The organism is Acidovorax sp. Leaf191 (genome assembly GCF_001424425.1).
In the GTDB taxonomy this organism is placed as follows: domain Bacteria; phylum Pseudomonadota; class Gammaproteobacteria; order Burkholderiales; family Burkholderiaceae_C; genus Acidovorax.
This window is the reverse complement of the sequence record NZ_LMPT01000019.1, coordinates 1,074,658-1,095,299: the sequence shown is the minus strand read 5'-3', so window position 1 is coordinate 1,095,299 and position 20,642 is coordinate 1,074,658. Positions and strand designations below refer to the sequence as shown.

The following is a 20,642-nucleotide window of genomic DNA, read 5'->3' as shown; positions in this document are numbered from 1 at the left end:
CTTGCGGCAGGGCCAAACCTCAGCGACGATTGTGTGAACGCATCGCCATCGGCCCACTATCGCAACCGTGCCAAAACAGTGACTTCAGAACACCACCCTCGCGTTAACCCTGACCCGGCAGCCCGGCCATGACACCGCGCACCAGCTCCGCCGCGTGGGTGCGCGGCATTGCGGACATGTTTGCAGCCGAAGGCCTGCCTGCCGCAGACCTGTGCACCGAAGCGGGCATCGACCTGCCCGCCCTGCTGCAGCAGCAGACCCGTGTGGATGTGGACCGCGTGAGCCGCCTGTGGGAGGCCGCCGCGGCGCGGTACGGCCGCCCCGGCCTGGGCCTGGCGCGGGACCTGGCGGCGCGCTACGGCAATGTGGACCTGGTGGGCTATGCGCTGGCGTCGGGCCCCAACCTGCTGATCGGCTTCGAGCACCTGCAGCGGCAGATGGCCTTGATATCGGACGCCACCACCTTCGAGATGCAGCGTGACCCGCGCGGCCAGGGCCACTGGCTGGCGATCAGCCACATCGGCGCCAGCCGGCCCATTCCGCGCCAGCGCATCGAATTCGCGGTCCTGACCTTGTTCACGCTGTGCTGCTGGCTGACCCGGCGCGACCTGGTGCCGCAGGCCGTGGAGCTGACCACCCCGCCACCGCAGGACGACGCCCGTTACCGCGTGGCCTTCGGGGTGCTGCCACGGTTCGGGCAGCCGGCCAACCGGTTCCTGCTGGCAGACGCCGACCTGCTGGCGCCCATCCCCACGCACAACCCCAGCCTGTGGGCGCTGCACGAGCGCATGGTGGAGTCCGAGCTGGACCAGCTCGGCCAGACGCTGGCCAGCACCCGGGTGCGCACCGAAATCGCCCGCGTGCTGCACCTGGGCGAGCCGCGGCGCGAAGACATCGCAGCGCGCCTGCACCTGACCGACCGCACGCTGCAGCGGCGCCTGCAGGCCGAATCCGTGAGCTACCAGCAGCTGCTGGACGACACCCGCTGCGAGCTGGCGCGCCAGCACCTGAGCGATGCGCGGCGCTCCCTGGGCGAGATCGCCGACCTGCTGGGCTTTGCCGACCAGAGCAACCTGTTTCGGGCGTGCAAGCGCTGGTTCGGCATGCCGCCCGGCCAGTACCGCGCGCAGGTGCTGCACCCCGAGCCCGAAGCGGCGTCCTGACAAGGGGGATGACCAAGGCAGAGCAAGCCAGGGGCCTGTGTGTCGTGGCCATGGCCCTGTCGGCTCGGGGGCATCGGCGGTGCGAGACAATCGGGCAATGAATCAGCGCGCCGACAGCGAAACCCCTGCCGACATCGGCCTGGCCTGGAACCACGGTTTTGCCGCCCTGGGCCCGGATTTTTATACCGAGCTGCGCCCTACTCCGCTGCCCGCGCCCCACTGGGTCGGCCGCAGCGCCGACGTGGCGGGTTTGATCGGGCTGGACCCTGCGGTGCTGCACACCGACGAGGCGCTGCAGGCGTTCACCGGCAATGCGCTGCTGGCGGGCTCGCGCCCTCTTGCCAGCGTCTATAGCGGCCACCAGTTCGGCGTCTGGGCCGGGCAATTGGGCGATGGCCGCGCCATCTTGCTGGGCGAGACGGCCAGCGGCTACGAAGTGCAGCTCAAGGGCGCCGGCCGCACGCCCTATTCGCGGGGGGGCGACGGCCGCGCCGTGCTGCGATCGAGCATCCGCGAGTTTCTGTGCAGCGAGGCCATGCACGGCCTGGGCGTGCCGACATCGCGCGCGCTGTGCATCACCGGGTCGCCCGGCCCCGTGCGGCGCGAAGAGGTCGAGACCGCCGCGGTGGTCACCCGCGTGGCGCCCAGCTTCGTGCGCTTTGGCCACTTCGAGCACTTTGCCGCCAATGGACTGGAGCCCCAGCTGCAGGCGCTGGCCGACTACGTCATCGACCGCTACTACCCCGCATGCCGCGGCACTGCCGAGTTCGGCGGCAACGCCTACGCAGCGCTGCTGCAGGCCGTGAGCGAGCGCACCGCACGCCTGATGGCGCAGTGGCAGGCCGTGGGGTTTTGCCATGGCGTGATGAACACCGACAACATGAGCATCCTGGGCCTGACCATCGACTACGGGCCGTTTCAGTTTCTGGACGCGTTCGTGCCGGGCCATGTGTGCAACCACAGCGACACGCAAGGCCGCTACGCCTACAACCGCCAGCCCAACGTGGCGTACTGGAACATGTTCTGCCTGGCCCAGGCCCTGCTGCCGCTCATCGGCGACGAAGAGCTGGCCAAGCAGGCGCTGGAGTCGTACAAGACGGCGTTCCCCGAAGAGTTCATGGCCCGCATGCGGGCCAAGCTGGGCTTGCCCACGGCGCGCGAGCAGGACGGCGCACTCATCGACGGCATCCTGCAGCTGCTGGCCAAGAACGGCGTGGACTACCCTATCTTCTGGCGCCGGCTCTCGCACGCGGTGGGCAGCAGCGATTTCGAGCCCGTGCGCGACCTGTTTGCCGACCGCGAGGCGTTCGACGCATGGTTGCTATCATATTCAGAGCTACTTGCGCTGGATGATCAAGCGGTAGCAGCCGATTTGATGCTCAAGACCAACCCCAAATTCGTGCTGCGCAACCATTTGGGCGAACAAGCCATCCGCGCTGCGAAACTTGGCGACTTCAGCGAAGTCCAAACCCTTCAGCGGCTGCTGGAGCGCCCCTTCGACGAGCACCCCGGGCACGACGCCTACGCAGCCTTTCCGCCCGACTGGGCGTCTTCCATCGAGATCAGCTGTTCATCATGACCCACCCCGTACAAAAAACCGACGCCGAATGGCAAGCCGTGCTGCGCGACAAGGGCGCAGAACCCGTGGCCTTCCAGGTCACCCGCCATGCGGCCACCGAGCGCCCATTCACCGGCAAGTACGAAGCCCACTGGGCTGATGGCAGCTACCACTGCATCTGCTGCGGTGCCAAATTGTTCGACTCGGTGACCAAGTTCGACGCGGGCTGCGGCTGGCCGAGCTTCTCCGAAGCCGTGCCCGGCGCCATCAAGGAAATCGTGGACCGCAGCCACGGCATGGTGCGCACCGAGACGGTGTGTGCACAATGCGGGGCCCACCTGGGCCACGTGTTCGAAGACGGCCCTGCGCCGACCGGCCTGCGCTACTGCATGAACTCGGCGTCGCTGGACTTCGAAACCGACAAGGGCTGACCGCCGAGACTCTCGCCTGACTTCATGAAAATTCTGATCGACTTCTTCCCCATCCTGCTGTTCTTCGGGGCCTACAAGTTCTACGGCATCTACGTGGGCACCGCCGTGCTGATGGCCGCCACCGTGGTGCAGATGGGCCTGATCTACGCGATGGAACGCCGGCTGCAGACCATGCACAAGGTGACGCTGGTGCTGATCCTGCTGTTCGGCACGCTCACGCTGGTGCTGCAGGACGACCGCTTCATCAAGTGGAAGCCCACGGTGCTCTACGGCGCCATGTCGATCGCTTTGGCCGTGGCCTTGTGGATCCTAAAGAAGAACTTCCTCAAGATGCTGCTGGGCGGCCAGCTGACGCTGCCCGACGCCATCTGGACGCGCCTGAACGTCGCCTGGATCATCTACTGCGCCTTCATGTCGGCCGTCAACGCCTACGTGGTGCTCAACTTCAGCACCGAGGCGTGGGTGGACTTCAAGCTGTGGGGCTACGCCTTTCCGCTGGTCTTTCTGGTAGGCCAGGGCATCTACATCGCCCCGCACCTCAAGAACGACGAGCCTGTGGCTTAAGGGACGCCGACATGACCACGTCCATCTCCATAGCGCAACAGATGCACCAAGCCCTGGCCCAGCGGCTCACGCCCACCGCCCTGGAGGTGCTGGACGAAAGCGCCGCCCACGCCGGGCATTCCGGGGCCAATGGCACCGGCTTCGGCACGCATTTTCGGGTGCGCATTTCGTCACCTTTGTTTACAGGCAAGCCCCGGGTCGCGCAGCACCGCCTTGTGTATGATGCGCTGCAAGAATTTATTGACCAAGGCGTCCACGCCCTCGCCATTGAAGTTCTCTGAACCGGCCCCAGCTACCCAGGCGCCGGATTTCAGCTGGCGCAAAAACAACCTTTCAATTTTTGGATTCCGCATGAAGAAACAGCTCCTGTCCGGCCTCGTCGCCGCTGCCGTGCTGGGCACCGTGGCCCTGCCAGCCTTTGCCCAGAACGTGGCCATCGTCAACGGCAAGGCCGTGCCCAAAGAGCGCGTTGAAGCCCTCAGGCAGCAAGTGGAACGCTCGGGCCGCCCCGTGACGCCCGATATCGAAGGCCAGATCAAGGAAGAAGTGATCACCCGCGAAATCTTCATGCAGGAAGCGCAAAAGCGCGGACTGGAAGGCTCCGCCGACTACAAGTCGCAAATGGAACTGGCACGCCAGACCATCCTGATCCGCGAACTGTTCGCCGACTACCAAAAGAACAACCCCGTGACCGACGCCGAAATCCAGGCCGAGTACGACAAGTTCGCGGCCGCCAACAGCGGCAAGGAATACAAGGCCAGCCACATCCTGGTGGAAAAGGAATCGGACGCCAAGGCGATCATCGCTTCCATCAAGAAGGGCGCCAAGTTCGAAGACATCGCCAAGAAGCAATCCAAGGACCCAGGTTCTGGCGCCAAGGGTGGCGACCTGGATTGGGCCAACCCATCGAGCTACGTGGGTGAGTTCAGCGAAGCCCTGGTCAAGCTCCAAAAGGGCAAGATGACCGAGACCCCCGTGAAGAGCCAGTTCGGCTACCACATCATCCGCCTGGACGATGTGCGCCAGGCCGAACTGCCCAAGCTGGAAGAAGTGAAGCCCCAGGTCGCCCAGCAACTGCAACAGCAAAAGCTGGCCAAGTTCCAGGAAGACCTGCGCACCAAGGCCAAGGTCGAGTAATCTAATCCATCGACAGCGCTTCTGGGCAACCCAGACGCCAGCGGCTCGGCCTACCGGGCCTGCCCCCAAAAAACGCGGCCCAGGCCGCGTTTTTTCATGGGCGGTCGGGCCACATCACGCTGCACCACGCCGGCCCGCGCAGCCAGAGATCATGCACAGAATCCCGACATGCGGGGCTCCCGCGTTTGTGCCGGTTCCGAGTCGGTCCAGGCCGATCGATGTCCATTCCAGGCCCGCTCCAAAGCGCCAAGCCTTCACCACAAGCCCCTGCCCCGCGACTCCTGCGCCAAGACTTCAGCACGCGCAGGAACCTGGCCTCAGGCCGCTAGGCCCTCCACCAGGCCACCGCCATCAACACGCCGATCATCACCGGCTGGTGCACCATATAGTAGCTCAGACTCCACCGCCCCAGCCAGGCCAAGGGCCGCAGGGCCCTCGGTAGCCGCCACTGCAGCCAGGCACTGCGCCGGGCGAGCAGCCATTGGCCGCTGGCCAGCCCCCACCACATCACACCCAGCCAGGGCAGCACGGGCACATAGTCCTCGGTGAATGGCTTGCGCCCCACCAGGCCCAGCCAGTTGAGCCAGCGGCTGTTGAACCAGGGCGCTGCGTCGGCCCAGGCGCCCGTGAGCAGATGATGGGCCAGCGGCGGCAGCGCCACCGCCAGCAAGCCCGCCAGCCACAACCCACGGCCCCAGCCCGCCGTGAGCCGCGCCACCAGCAGCATGACGGCCATGCCGTGCAGCACACCGAAGTAGATGAAGCTCTGCGGAAACATCACCACCGAGCCCACGGTGACCAGCAAGGCACAGCCCGCGATCTGCCCCCAGCGCCGCCCGAAGCGCGCCCACCCCTGCCCCTGGTGCAAGGCGATGGCCTGCCCCAGGCCTGCGCAAAAGAGAAAGAGGCTCACGATGACCGTGCGCTGCGAGGTCCAGAACGGGTCGGCGCGGAAGTTCTGCGGCCAGAAGCCCAGATGGCTCAGGTCGAAGCAGAGGTGAAACACCGTCATCCACACCATGGCCAGACCGCGCAGCGCATCCACCGTGTCGTAACGGGGGTGCCGCGGCGCAAGGACAAAGGGAGGCGAAGGCACAGGTGGGGTCATCGTGTTCGGAGTGGGTCAGCACGGCGCCATCAACAGCCCTGGCGCGCCCTGGAGGCACCAGACAGCATGCAGCGCGGTGTGGATGGTGACGCGGTGCAACGGTACGACGGTGCAACCGGTATTCTGCCCTGCGGCACCCGCACTCCATGCGATCCGAAGCGGGCTTGTCACCCGAAACAGACAAGCAGGCCCACAAAGCAAAAAGGCCTTGCAGCATGTGCTGCAAGGCCTTCAAACATTGGTCGGAGCGGCGGGATTCGAACTCGCGACCCTCTGCTCCCAAAGCAGATGCGCTACCAGGCTGCGCTACGCTCCGACAGCTCGTATTCTATAACGGAATTTCAGCTGTTTTGGGTTCGTTGCGGTTTTTTTGAAATTTTCAACACACCGCACGCGAACACCGGGTTATCGGTTGCCGCCAGGGCCCGGGCCGCGGCCTGCCAGGTGGCGGAAGGTGATCCGGCCCTTGCTCAGGTCGTAGGGCGACATTTCCAGCGACACCTTGTCGCCCGCCAAGATACGGATGTGGTGCTTGCGCATCTTGCCGCCGGTGTAGGCAATCAGTTGATGGCCGTTTTCCAGCGTGACGCGAAAGCGCGAGTCGGGCAGGACTTCCGTGACGGAGCCTTGCATTTCAATGAGTTCTTCTTTGGCCATGTTCTATCTCTTCAAACAAATATTCTGTGATCGGCGCCTGACTACTTGTGCATCCACCATGGCAGCTACGGCGTGACCGGTTGTACTCGGCACACGGTGCATTGCGGGCGGTGGGAGTCGCTGCACCCGGGGCGCAGATCAGGCAGAAAGCCGGGGGAGACGGCGTCAGTGGACAGGCAAAGCGCTGTGCAAAGCCTGTCAATTGTACCGCGGAACCCTGTTTTTGCCTATGGCGCGGCGGTGGGGGCTGCGGTCTGCACACAGCTGTCCGACGGGCCGCCCTGCCCCGCTGGGCCGTCGCGCCCCTGCACCACGATGGCCAGCGTGCGCACCAGGTCCGTCTGGGTGATCACGCCCACAAGGCGTTCGCCGGCGTCCACGATGGGAATGTGGTGGTGCCCACCGTGCGAGAACAGCGGCACCAGGTCCATGGCGTGCTGGTCCGTGCGGGCCACCTGCACGGGGTGCGACATGATCTCGCCCACCGTGCCGGGCTGGTCGCCGCGCCCCATCACCAGCGTACGCAGGCGCCGGCCCAGGCCCTCATGGACTTCCAGGTTGGCCAGCCGCATGAAGTCCGCCACGGTGACGATGCCGGTCACGAGTTGCTGCCCGTCCACCACGGGCAGCGCCTTGATCTGACGGGCACGCATCAGGGCCCAGGCATCCTTGAGCGACACGCCCGCCTCCACCGCGAATGGCGGCTTCGACATGATGTCCGCGCAGCGCACCTCGCCCAGCGTGCGCTGGAACGCTGCCCGCCCGGCGAGGTACAGCAGCCCCTCCAGGTCCGCGCGGCTCACGTCCAGCACCTGGTTGTAGTGCGCCAGCGCAGCATCCACGTCGCCTGCAGTAAAAGCACCAGGCGCCACGCTGGCACGCACCGGCGTGCGCTGGGGGTGCGGATAGCTGCGGCCGGTCAGGCTGTTGTAGACCACGCCCGCCACCAGCAGCACGACCACGTTGAACAGGATCGGGAACATGGCCAGATGAACCCCGTCGCCCGCCGTCAGCACCACATACAGCGCCATGGCGCCGCCCGGCGGGTGCAGGCAGCGCAGCGGCACCATGAGCGCCACGGCCAGCCCCACCGCCAGCGCGCCAGCCAGCGCCGGATCGGGCACCAGCATCGAGCACACCCCGCCGACCACGGCCGACAGCGTGCTGCCGCCCAGCACCGGCCAGGGCTGCGCCAGCGGGCTCGACGGCATGCCGAAGACCAGGATGGCACTGGCACCCAGCGAAGCAATCATCCAGGGCCCGTGCGCGATGCCGACGCCCTGCGCCCACCACCGGCTCAGCAACGCGGTGATGAAAACGCCCATCACGGCGCCGACGATGAAGCGCAGCCGCTCGCGCCCGTCGATGCCCAGTGGCGCCGGCCAGAAGTTGCGCAGCCAGCGCCCGATGCGGGCGCGGGACGTGATGGCAGCGGGCTGGGGCTTGGCGGCGGACGATGAAGCGGAACGGGACTCGGAAGAGGACATGGAACAGTCTGAGACGGGGAGCGACACCCTCTCGTCGCGACACAGGAGGCCGCAGGCCCTGCAAGCCTCGCAGGCCTGCAGAGGCCATGAAAAACGGCCCCGCATTGTGCTCCGCTGGGCTGGACAGCGCTCAAGCGGGGGCTCTGCTGCAGCCCCAGGCCGCACGCCGGTCCACCACCGCCCACCGGCCCACCAACCGCACCTGCGCCATCGGTACGGGTAAGCCATAGTTTTCTACAGGAGGGCCTTGGGTTAAATTGCTTTAAGCCTAAACAAAGGAGACCCGCCCCATGACCACCCGCCGACTCGTCATCAGCCGCAGCGCCGCCCTCGTGGGCGCCGCATCCACGGGCCTGTTGCTGCCCTCCATCGTGCGGGCGCAAAGCGGCAAGGTGCGGGTCGGCTTCATGCTGCCGTACACCGGCACCTTTGCGCAACTGGGCGTGGCCATCGAGAACGGTGTGCGCCTGGCCATCGACCAGCAAGGCGGCAAGCTCGGCGGCCGCGAGATCGAATGGTTCAAGGTGGACGACGAGTCCGAGCCCAGCAAGGGCGTGGAAAACGCCAGCAAGCTGGTGCAGCGCGACAAGGTGGATGTGCTGATCGGCACCGTGCACTCGGGCGTGCAGATGGGCATCCAGAAGGTGGCGCGCGACACCGGCGTGCTCAACCTGATTCCCAACGCGGGCGTGCATGCCGCCACCCGCGCGCTCTGCGCACCCAACGTGTTCCGCACTTCGTTCAGCAACTCGCAGCCCACGCTGGCGCTGGGCAAGGCCATGGTCGAAAAGGGCCACAAGAAGGCCGTGTGGATCACCTGGAAGTACGCGGCCGGCGACGAAGCCTTCGAGGGCTTCAAGCAAAGCTACACCGCCGCCGGCGGCACCATCGTGAAGGAACTGGGCCTGCCCTTCCCCAACGTGGAATTCCAGGCGCTGCTGACCGAGATCGCCGCGCTCAAGCCGGACGCAGTGGCCTGCTTCTTCGCGGGCGGCGGCGCGGCCAAGTTCATCAAGGACTACGCGGCCGCAGGCCTCAAGGACAAGATCCCGCTGTACGGCTCGGGCTTCCTCACCGAAGGCGTGCTCGATGCGGCGGGCCCCGCGGCCGACGGCATCATCACCACCATGCACTACAGCGATTCGCTGGACACGCCGCGCAACAAGCAGTTCCGACTGGAATACGCCAAGGCCTTCCGCAGCCAGCCCGACGTGTATGCCGTGCAGGGCTACGACACCGGCCTGCTGCTGGTGCAGGGCGCCAATGCCGTGAAGGGTGACCTGTCTGCCAAGCCCGCGGTCATCAAGGCGATGGAAAGCGCCACCATCGACAGCCCGCGCGGCAAGTGGACGATGAGCAAGTCGCACAACCCCGTGCAGGACATCTACCTGCGCCGCGTGGAGAACAAGGAAAACAAGGTGATCGGCGTGGCCGCCAAGGCGCTGGCCGACAGCGGCGCCGGCTGCCGCATGGGCTGAGGTGGGCGGACACGCTGCCCGACGCAGCGGCCCCGCCCTTGTTCTTCGGCACGCTGCGTGCACGACGGCACTGCCTGCGCGCGGGCGTGGCCCATGCGCGCAGGCGCTGAGCCAGGGCGTCTACCTGCCTTGCGCGGGACACACCGCACCATGACACACTCACCCGTGGATGACTCCACCGCGCAGGCCCGCAAGCCGCCCGCCGCACTGCACCCGCCGCCACCCTCACCACGCCCATGGACTTCGCGACCTTTCTGATTCAACTGCTCAACAGCGTGCAGTACGGCCTGCTGCTGTTCATGCTGGCCGCGGGTCTCACGCTGATCTTCGGGATCATGGGCGTGGTCAACCTGGCGCATGGCAGCTTCTACATGCTGGGGGCCTACCTGGGGTATTCGCTGTCGGGCTACTTCGGCAGCCTCACGCTGGCCATCCTGGGCGGGGCTGTGCTGGCCGTGGTGTTCGGCCTGGCGCTGGAGTGGCTGCTGTTCCGGCACTTCTACCACCGCGACCACCTCGACCAGGTGCTGCTGACCTTTGGCCTCATCTACATCTTCGAGGAGCTGCGCTCCATCCTGTGGGGCGACGACGTGCACGGCGTGGCCATCCCGAAGATGCTGGAGTGGTCCATACCGCTCACGGACACGCTGTCCTACCCGGTGTACCGGCTGTTCATCTCCGGCGTCTGCATCGTGCTGGCACTGGGCCTGTACCTGCTGATCTCCAAAACCCGGCTGGGCATGAAGATCCGCGCAGGGGCCTTCAACCGCGACATGGCGGAGTCGCTGGGGGTGAACATCAAGCTCATCCATGCCGTCGTGTTCGCGATCGGCGTGGGCTTGGCCGCCGTTGCGGGCATGGTGGCAGCGCCCATCTCCAGCGTCTACCCCAACATGGGTTCGTCGGTGCTGATCATGTGCTTTGTGGTGGTGGTGATCGGCGGCATCGGGTCGGTGCGCGGCGCGCTGATCGCGGCGCTGCTGGTGGGCTTGGTGGATACGTTCGGCAAGGTGCTGCTGCCCTCGATGGCGGGGATGCTCGTCTACATGCTGATGGCAGCCGTGCTGCTGTGGAAACCTGAAGGCTTGTTCAAACAATGAGCTCCCCGCGCTCCAACATCGAAGTGCTGCCCCGCAGCGCGCAGCTCGTCCTGGCCATGGGCCTGGTGGCGCTGCTGGCCTTTCCGTTCGTCGGCAGCGACTTCTACGTGCAGATGGTCACGCGCATGCTGATCATGGCCATCTTCGCGATGAGCCTGGACCTGCTGCAGGGCGTGACCGGGCTGGTGTCGCTGGGCCATGCGGCGTACTTCGGCGTGGCCGGGTATGCGCTGGCCTTCCTCACGCCCGCCGACGCCCCGGTGAGCCTGTGGTGGACCCTGCCGCTCGCCGTGGCGGGCGCGGGGCTGGTGGCCCTCGTCATCGGCTTCTTCGTGGTGCGCACCCACGGCATCTACTTCATCATGGTCACGATGGCGTTCGCGCAGATGGTGTTCTACCTGTTCTTCGACAACAAGGTGCTGGGCGGCTCGGACGGCCTGTACATCAACTTCCGGCCCGATGCGTCCATTTTCGGCTGGCTGCCGTTCGACCTGGAAGGCCGCAAGACCTTCTACTACTTCACGCTCGCGCTGGTCGTCATTGTCTATGTGCTGCTGCGCCGCCTGCTGTGGAGCCCGCTGGGCCGGGCGCTGGCGGGCGTGCGCATCAACGAGCACCGCATGCGCGCCATGGGCTTCGGCACGCGGGGCTACAAGCTCACCGCGTTCACCGTGGCCGGCGCCCTGGCGGGGCTGGCGGGCTACCTGTGGGGCGCCCAGACAGGCTATGTGAATCCCGAGCTCATGGGCTTTCACATGAGCGCGCACGCGATCATGATGGTCATCCTGGGCGGCATGGGCAACTTTGCCGGGGCCATCGTGGGTGCGTTTGCTTTCGAGATCCTGCTGCATGTGTTCAAGGACATCACCAAGCACTGGCAGTTGCTGATGGGCAGCTTCATCGTGCTGGTGGTGCTGGCCGCGCCACGCGGGCTGCTGGGCATGCTGAACTGGCGCCGGGCCAAGGCACAAACCGATGCACCGGAGGGCACGCACCATGGCCGATGACGTGTTGCTGTCTGCCCGCAACCTGACCAAGCGCTTCGGTGGCCTGGCTGCCGTCCACGGCGTGTCGGTGGACCTGTGGCGGGGCCGCATCCATGCGGTCATCGGCCCCAACGGCGCGGGCAAGTCCACGCTGACCAACCTGCTCTCAGGCGACTTGCCGCCCACCTCGGGCCAGGTGCAGTTGGGCACCACCGACGTGACGGGCTGGGCGCCCGAGCGCATCTCGCGCCAGGGCCTGGGGCGCAGCTACCAGAAGACCAACATCTTCATGCCGCTGACGGTGCACGAGAACGTGCGCCTGGCCGCACAGTCGCGCGACCCGCAGCAGCCCTGGAACCCGCTGCGCTGGTGGCAGGACACGCGCCACGCCGCTATCAATAACAGAGCGCTTCACGCCCGCCTGGAAAGCGCCATGGAGCTGTCGGGCCTGAAAGACCGGCGCACGGCCATCGCAGGCACCATGAGCCACGGCGAGCAGCGCCAGCTGGAGATCGCGATGACCCTGGCCACCGAGCCCCAGGTGCTGCTGCTCGACGAACCGCTGGCCGGCATGGGCGTGGCCGAGGCCGAGCGCATGGTCGGCCTGCTGCAGCGCCTCAAACCCGCGCACGCCATCATGCTGGTGGAGCACGACATGGACGCCGTGTTCGCGCTGGCCGACCGGCTCACCGTGATGGTCAACGGCGAAGTCATCGCCCACGGCACACCGGCCGAGGTGCGCGCCGACGCGGGCGTGCAGGCCGCCTACCTGGGCGAGGATCATTGATGTTGAAACAACACCCCCCTGAGTCGCTTCGCGCCCTCCCCCCGCTCCCGCATTGCTGCGCAATGCGGGCAGGGGGACGCAGCCAGCGCGGCGGGGCGGCCCTTGCGCGGCTGCCCGCGCATGGGCCGCGCCAGTTTGGCGGGCTGCGGGTAGTGCGCCGCGCAATGGGGTCAATGAGATGAGCAACATCCCCTGGATCGATGCCCGCGGCATCCACACCTTCTACGGCCCCAGCCACATCCTGCATGGCGTGGACTTTCGCGTGGGCCGCAGCGAAACCATCGGCCTCATGGGCCGCAACGGCATGGGCAAGAGCACGCTGCTCAAGTCGCTGATGGGCCTGGTGCCGCCGCGCTCGGGCAGCGTCACCGTCGCCGGGCGCGACATGACCGGCCGGCCACCCTACGAAGTGGCGCGCCTGGGCATCGCCTACGTGCCCGAAGGCCGCGGCATCTTCGGCAACCTGAGCGTGGTGGAGAACCTGCAGATGGCCGCCCGCGCCGGCACGCGCGGCCAGCGCGACTGGACCTACGACCGCGTGCTGGAGACCTTTCCGCGCCTCAAGGAGCGCCTGGGACACGGCGGCCAGCAGCTGAGCGGCGGCGAGCAGCAGATGCTCACCATCGGCCGCGCGCTCATGACCAACCCCGACGTGCTCATCCTCGACGAAGCCACCGAAGGGCTGGCCCCGCTGATCGCGCGCGAGATCTGGCGCATCTGCAGCCTCATCAAGGACAGCGGCATCAGCAGCGTGATCGTGGACAAGAACTGGAAACACGTCACGCAGATCACCGACCGCAATGTCATCCTGGTCAAGGGCCAGGTGGTGTTCGAGGGCAGCTCCGACGCGCTGCAGGCCCAGCCCGCGCTGCTGGAGCAGTACCTGGGGGTGTAATCGCTGCGCGGAGTGCGGGCGTGTAGCATCCGGCGCTTCGGCCTGCGGCCCCACGCCACAGGCGCACTCACCCCCTCGCCCCACCACTTGCGCTGCCTGCACTGCCCCATGAGCCCCCTCGCCTTCCTCGCCATCGCCCTTGCCGCCCTGGTGCTGATCAATGCCGCCGCGACGCGGCGCGTGCTGCGGTCCGACGAGTTCTCCCAGCGCAAGGCCCTGCTGGTGATGGGCGTGTGGATCGTGCCGTTCATGGGCGCATTCCTGGCCTTTCACCACCTGCCCGCACCCGCGCAAGCGGCGGCGCGCCAGCAGGCGGCAGCAACGCCAACCACAGCGGCACACGCCACCGTGGCGCCCACCAGCATCGAGCTCGCGGGCAGCGCGCCGTTTGACGTGCTGGCCCACCTGCACACCGAGCCTGGCGGCTTCGTGCAACTGGACTGGCAGGCCGTGGACGAATGGGCCACCCGGCCGGGGGCCGCCGACCCTGTGGTGACCGAGGCGATCAACCAGGCCCGCCGCGCATGGCTCCTGCACCTGCGCGACGCGCTGGGCGGCCGGGTGCAGCCCCATCCTCACCTGCACGAGAGCGAGGACGTCTACATCCTGTCCGCCCTGGAGCCTGCCGTGGCGCGCGCAACCGCGCAGTTCGTGAGCAAGACCCGCCAGCGCATCCTCAAGGTGCTCGACGGCGTGGCCCACTTCCATGCGGGCGAGAAAAGCGTCGTGCTGGTGCTGGACAGTGAAGACACCTACTACGAATACGTGGCCCAGTTCTACCCGGATGCGGGCGAGTTCGCGTTCAGCGGCGGCATGTTCATCCACCACGGCTGCCCGCACTTCGTGGTGGTGCAGGCCGACCTGGCTGCCATCGAGCCCGTCATCGCCCATGAGCTGACCCACAGCGCCCTCTCGTATCTGCGCCTGCCCACCTGGCTGGACGAAGGCCTGGCCGTGAACACCGAGCACCGCCTGGCCGGCGCTGCACGCGGGCAGCAAACGCCCCAGGCCATGCACCAGCGGCACCAGCGCTTCTGGACCGCCGAGCGCGTGCAGGAGTTCTGGACGGGCGACTCCTTTCACCGCACGGACGACGGCAACCAGCTGTCCTACGACCTGGCCCGCATCGCCGTGGCGCAGATGGCCGCCGGCGATTGGGCCGCGTTCACCCGGTTTGTGACGACCGCCAGCCGCAGCGATGCCGGGGCGGCAGCGGCGCGCGATGCGCTGGGCGTCGACCTGGGCGAGTACATCGGCACACTGGTACAGGCCGATGAACCCGCCCGCTGGGCGCCCCGCCCCGATGCCTGGCACGCCGCCCATCCCGCGACGGCAGCCGCATCCCTCTCCCACCGACGGGCCCCCGTAGAATGGCCCGCTCCGCTCCATCAAGGAAGTCCATCCCGTGTCTGACCGCCTCGCCGTTCTTCCGCAGTACCTCATTCCCAAGCAAGCATTGACGGCCCTGGCCGGCAAGTTTGCATCGGCGCAGTTCGGGGGCCTGACCACGTCGGTGATCCGCCGCTTCGTGGCGCGCTACAACGTGAACATGGCCGAGGCCGCCAACCCCGACATCACGAGCTATGCGTCGTTCAACGACTTCTTCACGCGGGCCTTGAAGGACGGTGCGCGCCCGCTGGCCGATGCGGACCTGATCTGCCCGGTGGACGGCGCGATCAGCCAGTTCGGGCCCATTGCCAAGGACCAGGTCTTTCAGGCCAAGGGGCATGCGTACTCCACCACGGCGCTGGTCGGCGGCGACGCGGCCCTGGGTGCACGCTTCGAGAACGGCCATTTCGCCACGCTGTACCTGAGCCCCCGCGACTACCACCGCATCCACATGCCGTGCGCAGGCGACCTCACGCGCATGATCCACGTGCCGGGGGAGCTGTTCTCGGTCAACCCGACCACGGCGCGCGGCGTGCCGGGCCTGTTCGCACGCAATGAACGCGTGGTCTGCGTGTTCGAATCGGAGCGCGGCCCGTTCGTGCTGGTGCTGGTGGGGGCGACCATCGTGGGCAGCATGGCCACGGTGTGGCATGGGCAGGTGAACCCGCCGCGCCCCGGCCATCTGCGCCAGTGGGAATACCAGGCCGGCCAGGTGAGCCTGCAAAAGGGCCAGGAGATGGGCCGCTTCCTGCTCGGCTCCACGGTGGTGATGCTGTTCCCGCAAGGGCCGCTGCACTTCAACCCGCAGTGGGCGCCGGCGCGGCCCATTCAGCTGGGCGAAGCGATGGGGCAGCGCGCCATCGCCTGACCCGCACACGCAGTGCAGTGCCGCGACCGTGTCCCACCAGGGCACGGTACGGCGCGCACATCACATCAATCGGGAACGCGGCTGAGCTGAAAGGCGCTGGGTGCCAGCCGCAAGGTGTCGGGATGCACCGGTGACTCGTGCCCCACCAGGTGCACCATGAGCCCGCCCCGCCGCACCACCACGTGGCTCACCGTCTCGCGGGTCGCGCCGATGTGGACGATCGCGCCGGGTTTGAACAAGGGCATGTAGTAGTAAGCCGCAGACTCCATCAGGATGCGGCTCCTTCCGCAGCGGTGGCCAGGTGGCGCACCGGACGGCCCAGGCCGGGCCGTTCAGCCCATACTAGCACCGATAGCCCGTGCGCAGGCCCAGTGCCAAGGTAAAGCTGGCCACGTTTCAGCGCCCTGCTTGACCCTGCGCAAACGCCAGCGCCGCCTGCAGCATGCGCTGCAGGTGCGGCTGCACGCCGGCCGCCACGTCGGGCAGGTAGTCGAATGGCAGGGCCTCCTGCATGTAGCTGCACTGCGTCATCTCCAGTTGCACTGCGTGGATGTTGCGCTCGGGCTGGCCATAGTGCCGCGTGATGTGGCCGCCCTTGAAGCGGCCGTTGAGCACACCGGTGTAGCCCGTGGCGGCCTTGGCGATGTCCAGCAACTCGGCGGCCAGCGCCGGGTCACAGCTGGCGCCCTCGGCGGTGCCCAGGTTCAGGTCGGGCAGCTTGCCGTCGAAGAACCGCGGCAGCACCGAGCGGATGGAGTGGGCGTCCCACAGCACCGCCACGCCGTGTTGCGCACGAATGCGGTCGAGCTCGGCGCGCAGCTGCGCGTGGTACGGCGCCCAGACGGCATCGCGGCGCGCTGCCACTTCGGCGTCATCGGGCACGTCGCCATGCGCGTAGATGGGCGTGTCGTCGAAGGTGTCCACCGGGCACAGGCCCGTGACGCTCTGGCCGGGGTACAGGCTCGCGCCGTCCGGCGGACGGTTCAGGTCCACCACGTAGCGCGAGTGCGTGGCCACCAGGATGGACGCGCCCATGTCACGCGCAAAGCCGTACAGGCGCTCCATGTGCCAGTCGGTGTCGGGCACCTGGCGGGCTTCGTCGGTGAAGCGAGCGGCCAGCTCGGGCGGCACGTAGGTGCCTGCGTGGGGCATGGAGATCAACAGGGGCTGGGTGCCTTGGTGAAACAGGAAGGGGGACGGTGGTGCGGTGTTGGTCATGGTGTGGAGTGCGGTGGTTGCGGTGAGGTCGATAGGTGTTGTGGCGAGCACCCTGGCTTCGACAAGCTCAGCCCGAACGGTGGGGGGAGAGATGCCGAACGTGACTGCCCTGGCTTCGACAGGCTCAGCCCGAACGGTCTGAAATCATTGACAGCGCATCCCATCTCAGGCGTCCGTCGCAATGGTGGCGGACCGGGCCGCCACAAACGCTTGCGCGGCGGCGTCATGCAGCGCATGGCGGCCTTGCGCCACGCGCTGCACGCCCGCCACCCACAGGCTGTCGATGGCCGAGGTACGGTGGCTGCCGAACACATGCGCCGAGAGCATGCTGTGCGCGGGCAGATCGCGCAGCGCCACGTGCTGCGCATCCAGCGCCACCAGGTCGGCTTGCTGGCCCGCCGCCAGCCCTGCAACGGCGCGGCCCGCGGCCTGCGCACCGCCGGCCACGGCCTGCAGGGTCATGGCCGTGGCCACCTCGGCCTGGGTGTTGCTGGCCAGCACGTTGCGCTGGCGGCGCGACAGGCGCTGGCCGTACTCCAGCATCAGCAGCTCTTCGGCCGCGTTCACGCAGGCATGGCTGTCCGATCCGACGCCCCAGCGGCCGCCGTGTTTCAGCCACAGTGGCATGTCGAAGATGCCATCGCCCAGGTTGGCTTCGGTCGTGGGGCAGATGCCCGCCACGGCGCCGGTGCGCGCGGCGGCGGCGTATTCGTCCGGCGTCATGTGGGTGGCGTGCACCAGGCACCAGCGTGCGTCCACCGTGGCGTGGTCGAGCAGCCACTGCACCGGGCGCTGGCCGCTCCAGGCGATGCAGTCGTCCACCTCCTGTGTCTGCTCGGCGATGTGGATGTGGATGGGCGCATGCGGGTTCAGGGCGGTGAGGCCCTGCACGGCGGCGCGCAGGCTGTCGGGAGGCACGGCGCGCAGCGAGTGCGGCGCCAGGCCCAAAGCGGCCCCTTGCGCTTGCGCAGCGGGCGCCAGGCGCTCCAACAATGAGAGCATGCTATCGGTGCTGCGGATGAAGCGTGCCTGGTCCGGCCGCGGCGGCTTGGCGCCGAAGCCGCTGGTCTGGTACAGCACCGGCAGCAGCGTGATGCCGATGCCCGCGTGGCGCGCGGCGCGCAGCAGGGCCAGCGACATTTCGGCATCGGTGGCGTACGGCGTGCCGTCCTGGTTGTGGTGCACATAGTGAAACTCGCACACCGAGGTGTAGCCGGCCTCCAGCATCTCCACGTACAGCCAGGTGGCGATGGCCTCCAGCGACTCGGGCGTGATGCGTGCGGCAAAGCGGTACATCAGGTTGCGCCAGCTCCAGAAGCTGTCCTGGCTTTCGCCGCGGTACTCCGTGAGGCCTGCGAACGCGCGCTGGAACGCGTGCGAATGCAGGTTGGGCATGCCCGGGACCACCGGGCCCGCAGCCACCGGCGCGCCCGCGGGCGCTGCAGCATCGGCGGCGATGTGGGTGAAGCGCCCTGCCCCATCCCACTGCAACAGCACGTTGCGCGCCCAGCCGGTGGGCAGCAGCGCGTCGGCGGCGAAAAGGCTGTGCGGTGCGTCAAGCGCCATGGGGTGCCTCCTGGTGCGTGTGGATGCCCAGGCCGTCGGCCGCCACACGCCCCTGCCGCACGATGGTGCAGGCGGGCTTGTGGCCGTACCAGTAGGCCAGCTCGGCCGCGTCGCCCAGCGGCCATAGCACGAAGTGGGCGGGTCGGCCCGCCGCGATGAGGCCGTGCGTGTCCTGCAGGCCCAGCGCGCGCGCAGCATGCGTGGTGATGCCGGCCAGGGCCTCGGGCACCGTCAGGCGAAACAGCGTGCACGCCATGTTGGCCATGAGCAGCAGGCTGAGCGCCGGGGATGTGCCGGGATTGTGGTCGGTGGACACGGCCATGGGCACGCCGGCTTCGCGCAGCTGCGCGATGGGCGGCAGGTGCGTGTCGCGCAGCGTGTAGTAGGCGCCGGGCAGCAGCACGGCCACGGTGCCGGCGGCCTTCATGGCCGCGATGCCGTCTTGCGACAGGTGCTCGATGTGGTCGCACGACAGCGCACCGTAGCGCGCCGCCAGGGCCGCGCCGCCCATGTCGGAGAGTTGCTCGGCATGCAGCTTGACAGGAATGCCGAGCTTTTGCGCTGCCTGGAAGACCTGCTCCGTTTCGGCCAGCGTGAAGGCGATGCGTTCGCAGAACACGTCCACCGCATCGACCAGGCCTTCGGCCGCGAGCGCGGGCAGCATCTCATTGCAGACCAGGTCGGTGTAGTCCTGGCTGCGGCCGGCGTATTCGGGCGGCAGCGCATGCGCGCCGAGGAAGGTGGTGCGCACCGTGACGCCGAAGGCTGCGCCCAGGCGGCGGGCCACGCGCAGTTGCTTGCGCTCGTGCTGCAGCGCCAGGCCGTAGCCGGACTTGATCTCGATGGCGCAGACGCCTTCGTCGAGCAGGGCCTGCAGGCGGGGAGCTGCGAGGGCAAAGAGTTCGTCCTCGGACGCCTCGCGCGTGGCCTTGACGGACGACACGATGCCGCCGCCGGCCTGGGCCACTTCTTCGTACGTGGCGCCCGCCAGCCGCATGGCGAATTCGTTGGCCCGCTGGCCGCCATAGACGAGGTGGGTGTGGCAATCCACCAGGCCGGGCGTGGCCAGGGCGCCGCGGGCATCGTGGCGGGGGAGGTCTGCGTAGGTGGCGGGCAGCGCAGATGCGGGGCCGACCCAGCGCACCGTGCCGCCTTGCACCACCAGGCAGGCCGGCGCTCCGGGCGGCAGCGGTGCATCGAATACGGTGAGTTCGGGCACCGGGCGCAGGTGGTGCCAGATGCCGTCGGCGCTGGGGGGTATGGGCTGGGTCATGTTTACTATGTTTTTGATAGCTGGTAGCGCTTGACTGACAAGCGGTAGGGGCTGATTTGAATCAATTTTTGGGGAGTGCGGGGCCTGGATGGCTGGGGTCGTTGGCAGGTGGGCCGTGAAGAGGACGTGTGTTGCGGGCAGCATGCCTGTTCGCCCCCTCTCCCCAGCCCTCTCCCGCAGGGGGAGAGGGAGTGAATACCGGCGTATGCTCGCGCGCTGCTCGGCGTTCTGGCCCCCTCGCCCCTTGCGGGAGAGGGAGTGAATACCGGGACATGCTCGCGCGCTGCCCGGCGTTCTGGCCCCCCTCGCCCCTTGCGGGAGAGGGGCTGGGGGAGAGGGGGCCGTACCGCAGGCACGGTGCCTGACTCACCCGTCACCCCCGCACTCCTCCAACCAAGGAAGGATTGCCCCCGCCAACGTCTTCGAGCGCTATCCAGGCCAGAACCGGCTCCGGGCCGTCATCAAGCACAGGCTTTACGCCCTTGCCCTGCCCTCCAGTCCACCAAAAGCCCTGCCCCGCCTGCAGCACGCGCGGACCTTGCCAGCGGCCCTGCAGCACCATGCACAACCCAGCCGTTGCAGGCGGCGGTGGCGCTTCACGCAGCACCTGCAAAGAGCCGCTCCACACGCCCCTGCGCAGCATCAGGTTGAAGTCTTTCGACGTGCCGCCGAGCATGGCTCCGTCCACCGCGTCATCGCCAGAGAAGGCGAACGGCTGCCAGCGCTGGTCCAGCGACTGCTCCCAGCCAGGGCTGCGCAGGTGCAGGCCGTCCCCGCCCAGCAGCATGATCTGGCGGTCGATGCCCGGGAAGACCGAAAACGGCCCGGGCCGGTCGACCGTGGCCAGGCTCACGCGCCACTCGAAGCTGTTCATGTCCGCGCCGGGCGGCCAGCAGGCCAGCTCTTGCGTGCTGCCTCCGCCGTTCTTCCACGGGGTGCTGGGAATGGTTGCGAGGTCAAAGAAGTTCATGGGAAGA

General features: G+C 67.6%; 21 protein-coding genes and 1 tRNA gene. 13 read left to right on the top strand and 9 right to left on the bottom strand.

Going from position 1 to position 20,642, the window contains the following annotated elements; translation table 11 throughout:
* Positions 1-128 precede the first annotated feature (128 nt).
* From ASG27_RS19080 to ASG27_RS19055, 6 genes are all read left to right on the top strand, one after another.
* On the top strand, positions 129-1,163 hold the full coding sequence (locus tag ASG27_RS19080) for an AraC family transcriptional regulator (RefSeq protein WP_056419444.1): 1,035 nt from the start codon (positions 129-131) through the stop codon (positions 1,161-1,163).
* A gap of 97 nt (positions 1,164-1,260) precedes the next feature.
* Positions 1,261-2,742: a protein adenylyltransferase SelO gene (locus tag ASG27_RS19075; protein WP_056419441.1), complete on the top strand. Its 1,482-nt coding sequence runs from the start codon at positions 1,261-1,263 to the stop codon at positions 2,740-2,742.
* Positions 2,739-3,152: a peptide-methionine (R)-S-oxide reductase MsrB gene (gene msrB, locus ASG27_RS19070; RefSeq protein ID WP_056419437.1), complete on the top strand. Its 414-nt coding sequence runs from the start codon at positions 2,739-2,741 to the stop codon at positions 3,150-3,152. The genes ASG27_RS19075 and msrB overlap by 4 nt, the downstream gene beginning before the upstream one ends.
* A gap of 24 nt (positions 3,153-3,176) precedes the next feature.
* Entirely contained in the window at positions 3,177-3,716 is a 540-nt protein-coding gene (locus tag ASG27_RS19065; protein ID WP_056419435.1) for a septation protein A, read from the top strand.
* An 11-nt stretch (positions 3,717-3,727) separates the two neighbouring features.
* Positions 3,728-3,997: a BolA family protein gene (locus ASG27_RS19060; protein ID WP_056419430.1), complete on the top strand. Its 270-nt coding sequence runs from the start codon at positions 3,728-3,730 to the stop codon at positions 3,995-3,997.
* 70 nt (positions 3,998-4,067) lie between these two features.
* Entirely contained in the window at positions 4,068-4,853 is a 786-nt protein-coding gene (locus ASG27_RS19055; RefSeq protein WP_056419427.1) for a peptidylprolyl isomerase, read from the top strand.
* Between the two features lie 325 nt (positions 4,854-5,178).
* Here ASG27_RS19055 and ASG27_RS19050 read toward each other — a convergent pair whose 3' ends face one another.
* The 4 genes from ASG27_RS19050 to ASG27_RS19035 all read right to left on the bottom strand — a co-directional run bounded on the left by ASG27_RS19050 (position 5,179) and on the right by ASG27_RS19035 (position 8,105).
* Positions 5,179-5,961 (bottom strand): heparan-alpha-glucosaminide N-acetyltransferase, encoded by a 783-nt coding sequence (locus ASG27_RS19050; RefSeq protein WP_056419424.1) that lies wholly within the window; start codon positions 5,959-5,961, stop codon positions 5,179-5,181.
* Positions 5,962-6,200: 239 nt separating this feature from the next.
* Positions 6,201-6,277, bottom strand: a tRNA-Pro gene (locus ASG27_RS19045).
* 89 nt (positions 6,278-6,366) lie between these two features.
* Entirely contained in the window at positions 6,367-6,618 is a 252-nt protein-coding gene (infA, locus tag ASG27_RS19040; protein ID WP_056165388.1) for a translation initiation factor IF-1, read from the bottom strand.
* A 227-nt stretch (positions 6,619-6,845) separates the two neighbouring features.
* Positions 6,846-8,105 (bottom strand): HPP family protein, encoded by a 1,260-nt coding sequence (locus tag ASG27_RS19035; protein ID WP_056419421.1) that lies wholly within the window; start codon positions 8,103-8,105, stop codon positions 6,846-6,848.
* A 290-nt stretch (positions 8,106-8,395) separates the two neighbouring features.
* Here ASG27_RS19035 and ASG27_RS19030 point away from each other — a divergent pair, with 290 nt between their 5' ends.
* From ASG27_RS19030 to asd, 7 genes are all read left to right on the top strand, one after another.
* Complete coding sequence (locus ASG27_RS19030) at positions 8,396-9,583, top strand: ABC transporter substrate-binding protein (protein ID WP_056165384.1); 1,188 nt, start codon at positions 8,396-8,398, stop codon at positions 9,581-9,583.
* Positions 9,584-9,819: 236 nt separating this feature from the next.
* The gene (locus ASG27_RS19025) at positions 9,820-10,683 is read left to right on the top strand and encodes a branched-chain amino acid ABC transporter permease (protein ID WP_056419419.1); all 864 of its coding nucleotides are present in this window, start codon (positions 9,820-9,822) and stop codon (positions 10,681-10,683) included.
* A complete protein-coding gene (locus ASG27_RS19020) occupies positions 10,680-11,690 on the top strand; it encodes a branched-chain amino acid ABC transporter permease (protein WP_056419417.1) in 1,011 nt (336 codons plus the stop codon). The genes ASG27_RS19025 and ASG27_RS19020 overlap by 4 nt, the downstream gene beginning before the upstream one ends.
* Entirely contained in the window at positions 11,680-12,456 is a 777-nt protein-coding gene (locus tag ASG27_RS19015; protein ID WP_056165380.1) for an ABC transporter ATP-binding protein, read from the top strand. Before ASG27_RS19020 ends, ASG27_RS19015 begins: the two co-directional genes overlap by 11 nt.
* A gap of 178 nt (positions 12,457-12,634) precedes the next feature.
* Positions 12,635-13,351, top strand: coding sequence for an ABC transporter ATP-binding protein (locus ASG27_RS19010; protein WP_056419408.1), 717 nt, complete (start codon positions 12,635-12,637; stop codon positions 13,349-13,351).
* Positions 13,352-13,459: 108 nt separating this feature from the next.
* Entirely contained in the window at positions 13,460-14,764 is a 1,305-nt protein-coding gene (locus tag ASG27_RS19005) for a hypothetical protein (RefSeq protein WP_056419404.1), read from the top strand.
* Positions 14,757-15,608: an archaetidylserine decarboxylase gene (asd, locus tag ASG27_RS19000; RefSeq protein ID WP_056419400.1), complete on the top strand. Its 852-nt coding sequence runs from the start codon at positions 14,757-14,759 to the stop codon at positions 15,606-15,608. Before ASG27_RS19005 ends, asd begins: the two co-directional genes overlap by 8 nt.
* A 65-nt stretch (positions 15,609-15,673) precedes the next feature.
* Here the strand turns inward: asd and ASG27_RS18995 are convergent, their stop codons facing one another.
* The 5 genes from ASG27_RS18995 to ASG27_RS18975 all read right to left on the bottom strand — a co-directional run bounded on the left by ASG27_RS18995 (position 15,674) and on the right by ASG27_RS18975 (position 20,635).
* On the bottom strand, positions 15,674-15,877 hold the full coding sequence (locus tag ASG27_RS18995; RefSeq protein ID WP_056419397.1) for a hypothetical protein: 204 nt from the start codon (positions 15,875-15,877) through the stop codon (positions 15,674-15,676).
* Between the two features lie 127 nt (positions 15,878-16,004).
* Positions 16,005-16,826, bottom strand: a complete 822-nt coding sequence (gene hutG, locus ASG27_RS18990) for an N-formylglutamate deformylase (RefSeq protein WP_056419394.1) — start codon at positions 16,824-16,826, stop codon at positions 16,005-16,007.
* Between the two features lie 165 nt (positions 16,827-16,991).
* Positions 16,992-18,392 carry a formimidoylglutamate deiminase gene (locus ASG27_RS18985; protein ID WP_056419390.1) on the bottom strand — a complete coding sequence of 467 codons (1,401 nt, stop codon included), beginning with the start codon at positions 18,390-18,392 and terminating at the stop codon, positions 16,992-16,994.
* Positions 18,382-19,665: an imidazolonepropionase gene (hutI, locus tag ASG27_RS18980; RefSeq protein WP_056419387.1), complete on the bottom strand. Its 1,284-nt coding sequence runs from the start codon at positions 19,663-19,665 to the stop codon at positions 18,382-18,384. The genes ASG27_RS18985 and hutI overlap by 11 nt, the downstream gene beginning before the upstream one ends.
* Before the next feature lie 373 nt (positions 19,666-20,038).
* On the bottom strand, positions 20,039-20,635 hold the full coding sequence (locus tag ASG27_RS18975) for a HutD/Ves family protein (RefSeq protein ID WP_056419384.1): 597 nt from the start codon (positions 20,633-20,635) through the stop codon (positions 20,039-20,041).
* Positions 20,636-20,642: the final 7 nt, after the last annotated feature.

What these genes read in the sequence shown, in the direction of transcription:
- ASG27_RS19080 (WP_056419444.1), top strand. Translation starts at nt 129, where the DNA reads ATGACACCGCGCACCAGCTCCGCCGCGTGGGTGCGCGGCATTGCGGAC.
- ASG27_RS19075 (WP_056419441.1), top strand. Translation starts at nt 1,261, where the DNA reads ATGAATCAGCGCGCCGACAGCGAAACCCCTGCCGACATCGGCCTGGCC.
- msrB (WP_056419437.1), top strand. Translation starts at nt 2,739, where the DNA reads ATGACCCACCCCGTACAAAAAACCGACGCCGAATGGCAAGCCGTGCTG.
- ASG27_RS19065 (WP_056419435.1), top strand. Translation starts at nt 3,177, where the DNA reads ATGAAAATTCTGATCGACTTCTTCCCCATCCTGCTGTTCTTCGGGGCC.
- ASG27_RS19060 (WP_056419430.1), top strand. Translation starts at nt 3,728, where the DNA reads ATGACCACGTCCATCTCCATAGCGCAACAGATGCACCAAGCCCTGGCC.
- ASG27_RS19055 (WP_056419427.1), top strand. Translation starts at nt 4,068, where the DNA reads ATGAAGAAACAGCTCCTGTCCGGCCTCGTCGCCGCTGCCGTGCTGGGC.
- ASG27_RS19050 (WP_056419424.1), bottom strand. Translation starts at nt 5,961, where the DNA reads ATGACCCCACCTGTGCCTTCGCCTCCCTTTGTCCTTGCGCCGCGGCAC.
- infA (WP_056165388.1), bottom strand. Translation starts at nt 6,618, where the DNA reads ATGGCCAAAGAAGAACTCATTGAAATGCAAGGCTCCGTCACGGAAGTC.
- ASG27_RS19035 (WP_056419421.1), bottom strand. Translation starts at nt 8,105, where the DNA reads ATGTCCTCTTCCGAGTCCCGTTCCGCTTCATCGTCCGCCGCCAAGCCC.
- ASG27_RS19030 (WP_056165384.1), top strand. Translation starts at nt 8,396, where the DNA reads ATGACCACCCGCCGACTCGTCATCAGCCGCAGCGCCGCCCTCGTGGGC.
- ASG27_RS19025 (WP_056419419.1), top strand. Translation starts at nt 9,820, where the DNA reads ATGGACTTCGCGACCTTTCTGATTCAACTGCTCAACAGCGTGCAGTAC.
- ASG27_RS19020 (WP_056419417.1), top strand. Translation starts at nt 10,680, where the DNA reads ATGAGCTCCCCGCGCTCCAACATCGAAGTGCTGCCCCGCAGCGCGCAG.
- ASG27_RS19015 (WP_056165380.1), top strand. Translation starts at nt 11,680, where the DNA reads ATGGCCGATGACGTGTTGCTGTCTGCCCGCAACCTGACCAAGCGCTTC.
- ASG27_RS19010 (WP_056419408.1), top strand. Translation starts at nt 12,635, where the DNA reads ATGAGCAACATCCCCTGGATCGATGCCCGCGGCATCCACACCTTCTAC.
- ASG27_RS19005 (WP_056419404.1), top strand. Translation starts at nt 13,460, where the DNA reads ATGAGCCCCCTCGCCTTCCTCGCCATCGCCCTTGCCGCCCTGGTGCTG.
- ASG27_RS18995 (WP_056419397.1), bottom strand. Translation starts at nt 15,877, where the DNA reads ATGGAGTCTGCGGCTTACTACTACATGCCCTTGTTCAAACCCGGCGCG.
- hutG (WP_056419394.1), bottom strand. Translation starts at nt 16,826, where the DNA reads ATGACCAACACCGCACCACCGTCCCCCTTCCTGTTTCACCAAGGCACC.
- ASG27_RS18985 (WP_056419390.1), bottom strand. Translation starts at nt 18,392, where the DNA reads ATGGCGCTTGACGCACCGCACAGCCTTTTCGCCGCCGACGCGCTGCTG.
- hutI (WP_056419387.1), bottom strand. Translation starts at nt 19,665, where the DNA reads ATGACCCAGCCCATACCCCCCAGCGCCGACGGCATCTGGCACCACCTG.
- ASG27_RS18975 (WP_056419384.1), bottom strand. Translation starts at nt 20,635, where the DNA reads ATGAACTTCTTTGACCTCGCAACCATTCCCAGCACCCCGTGGAAGAAC.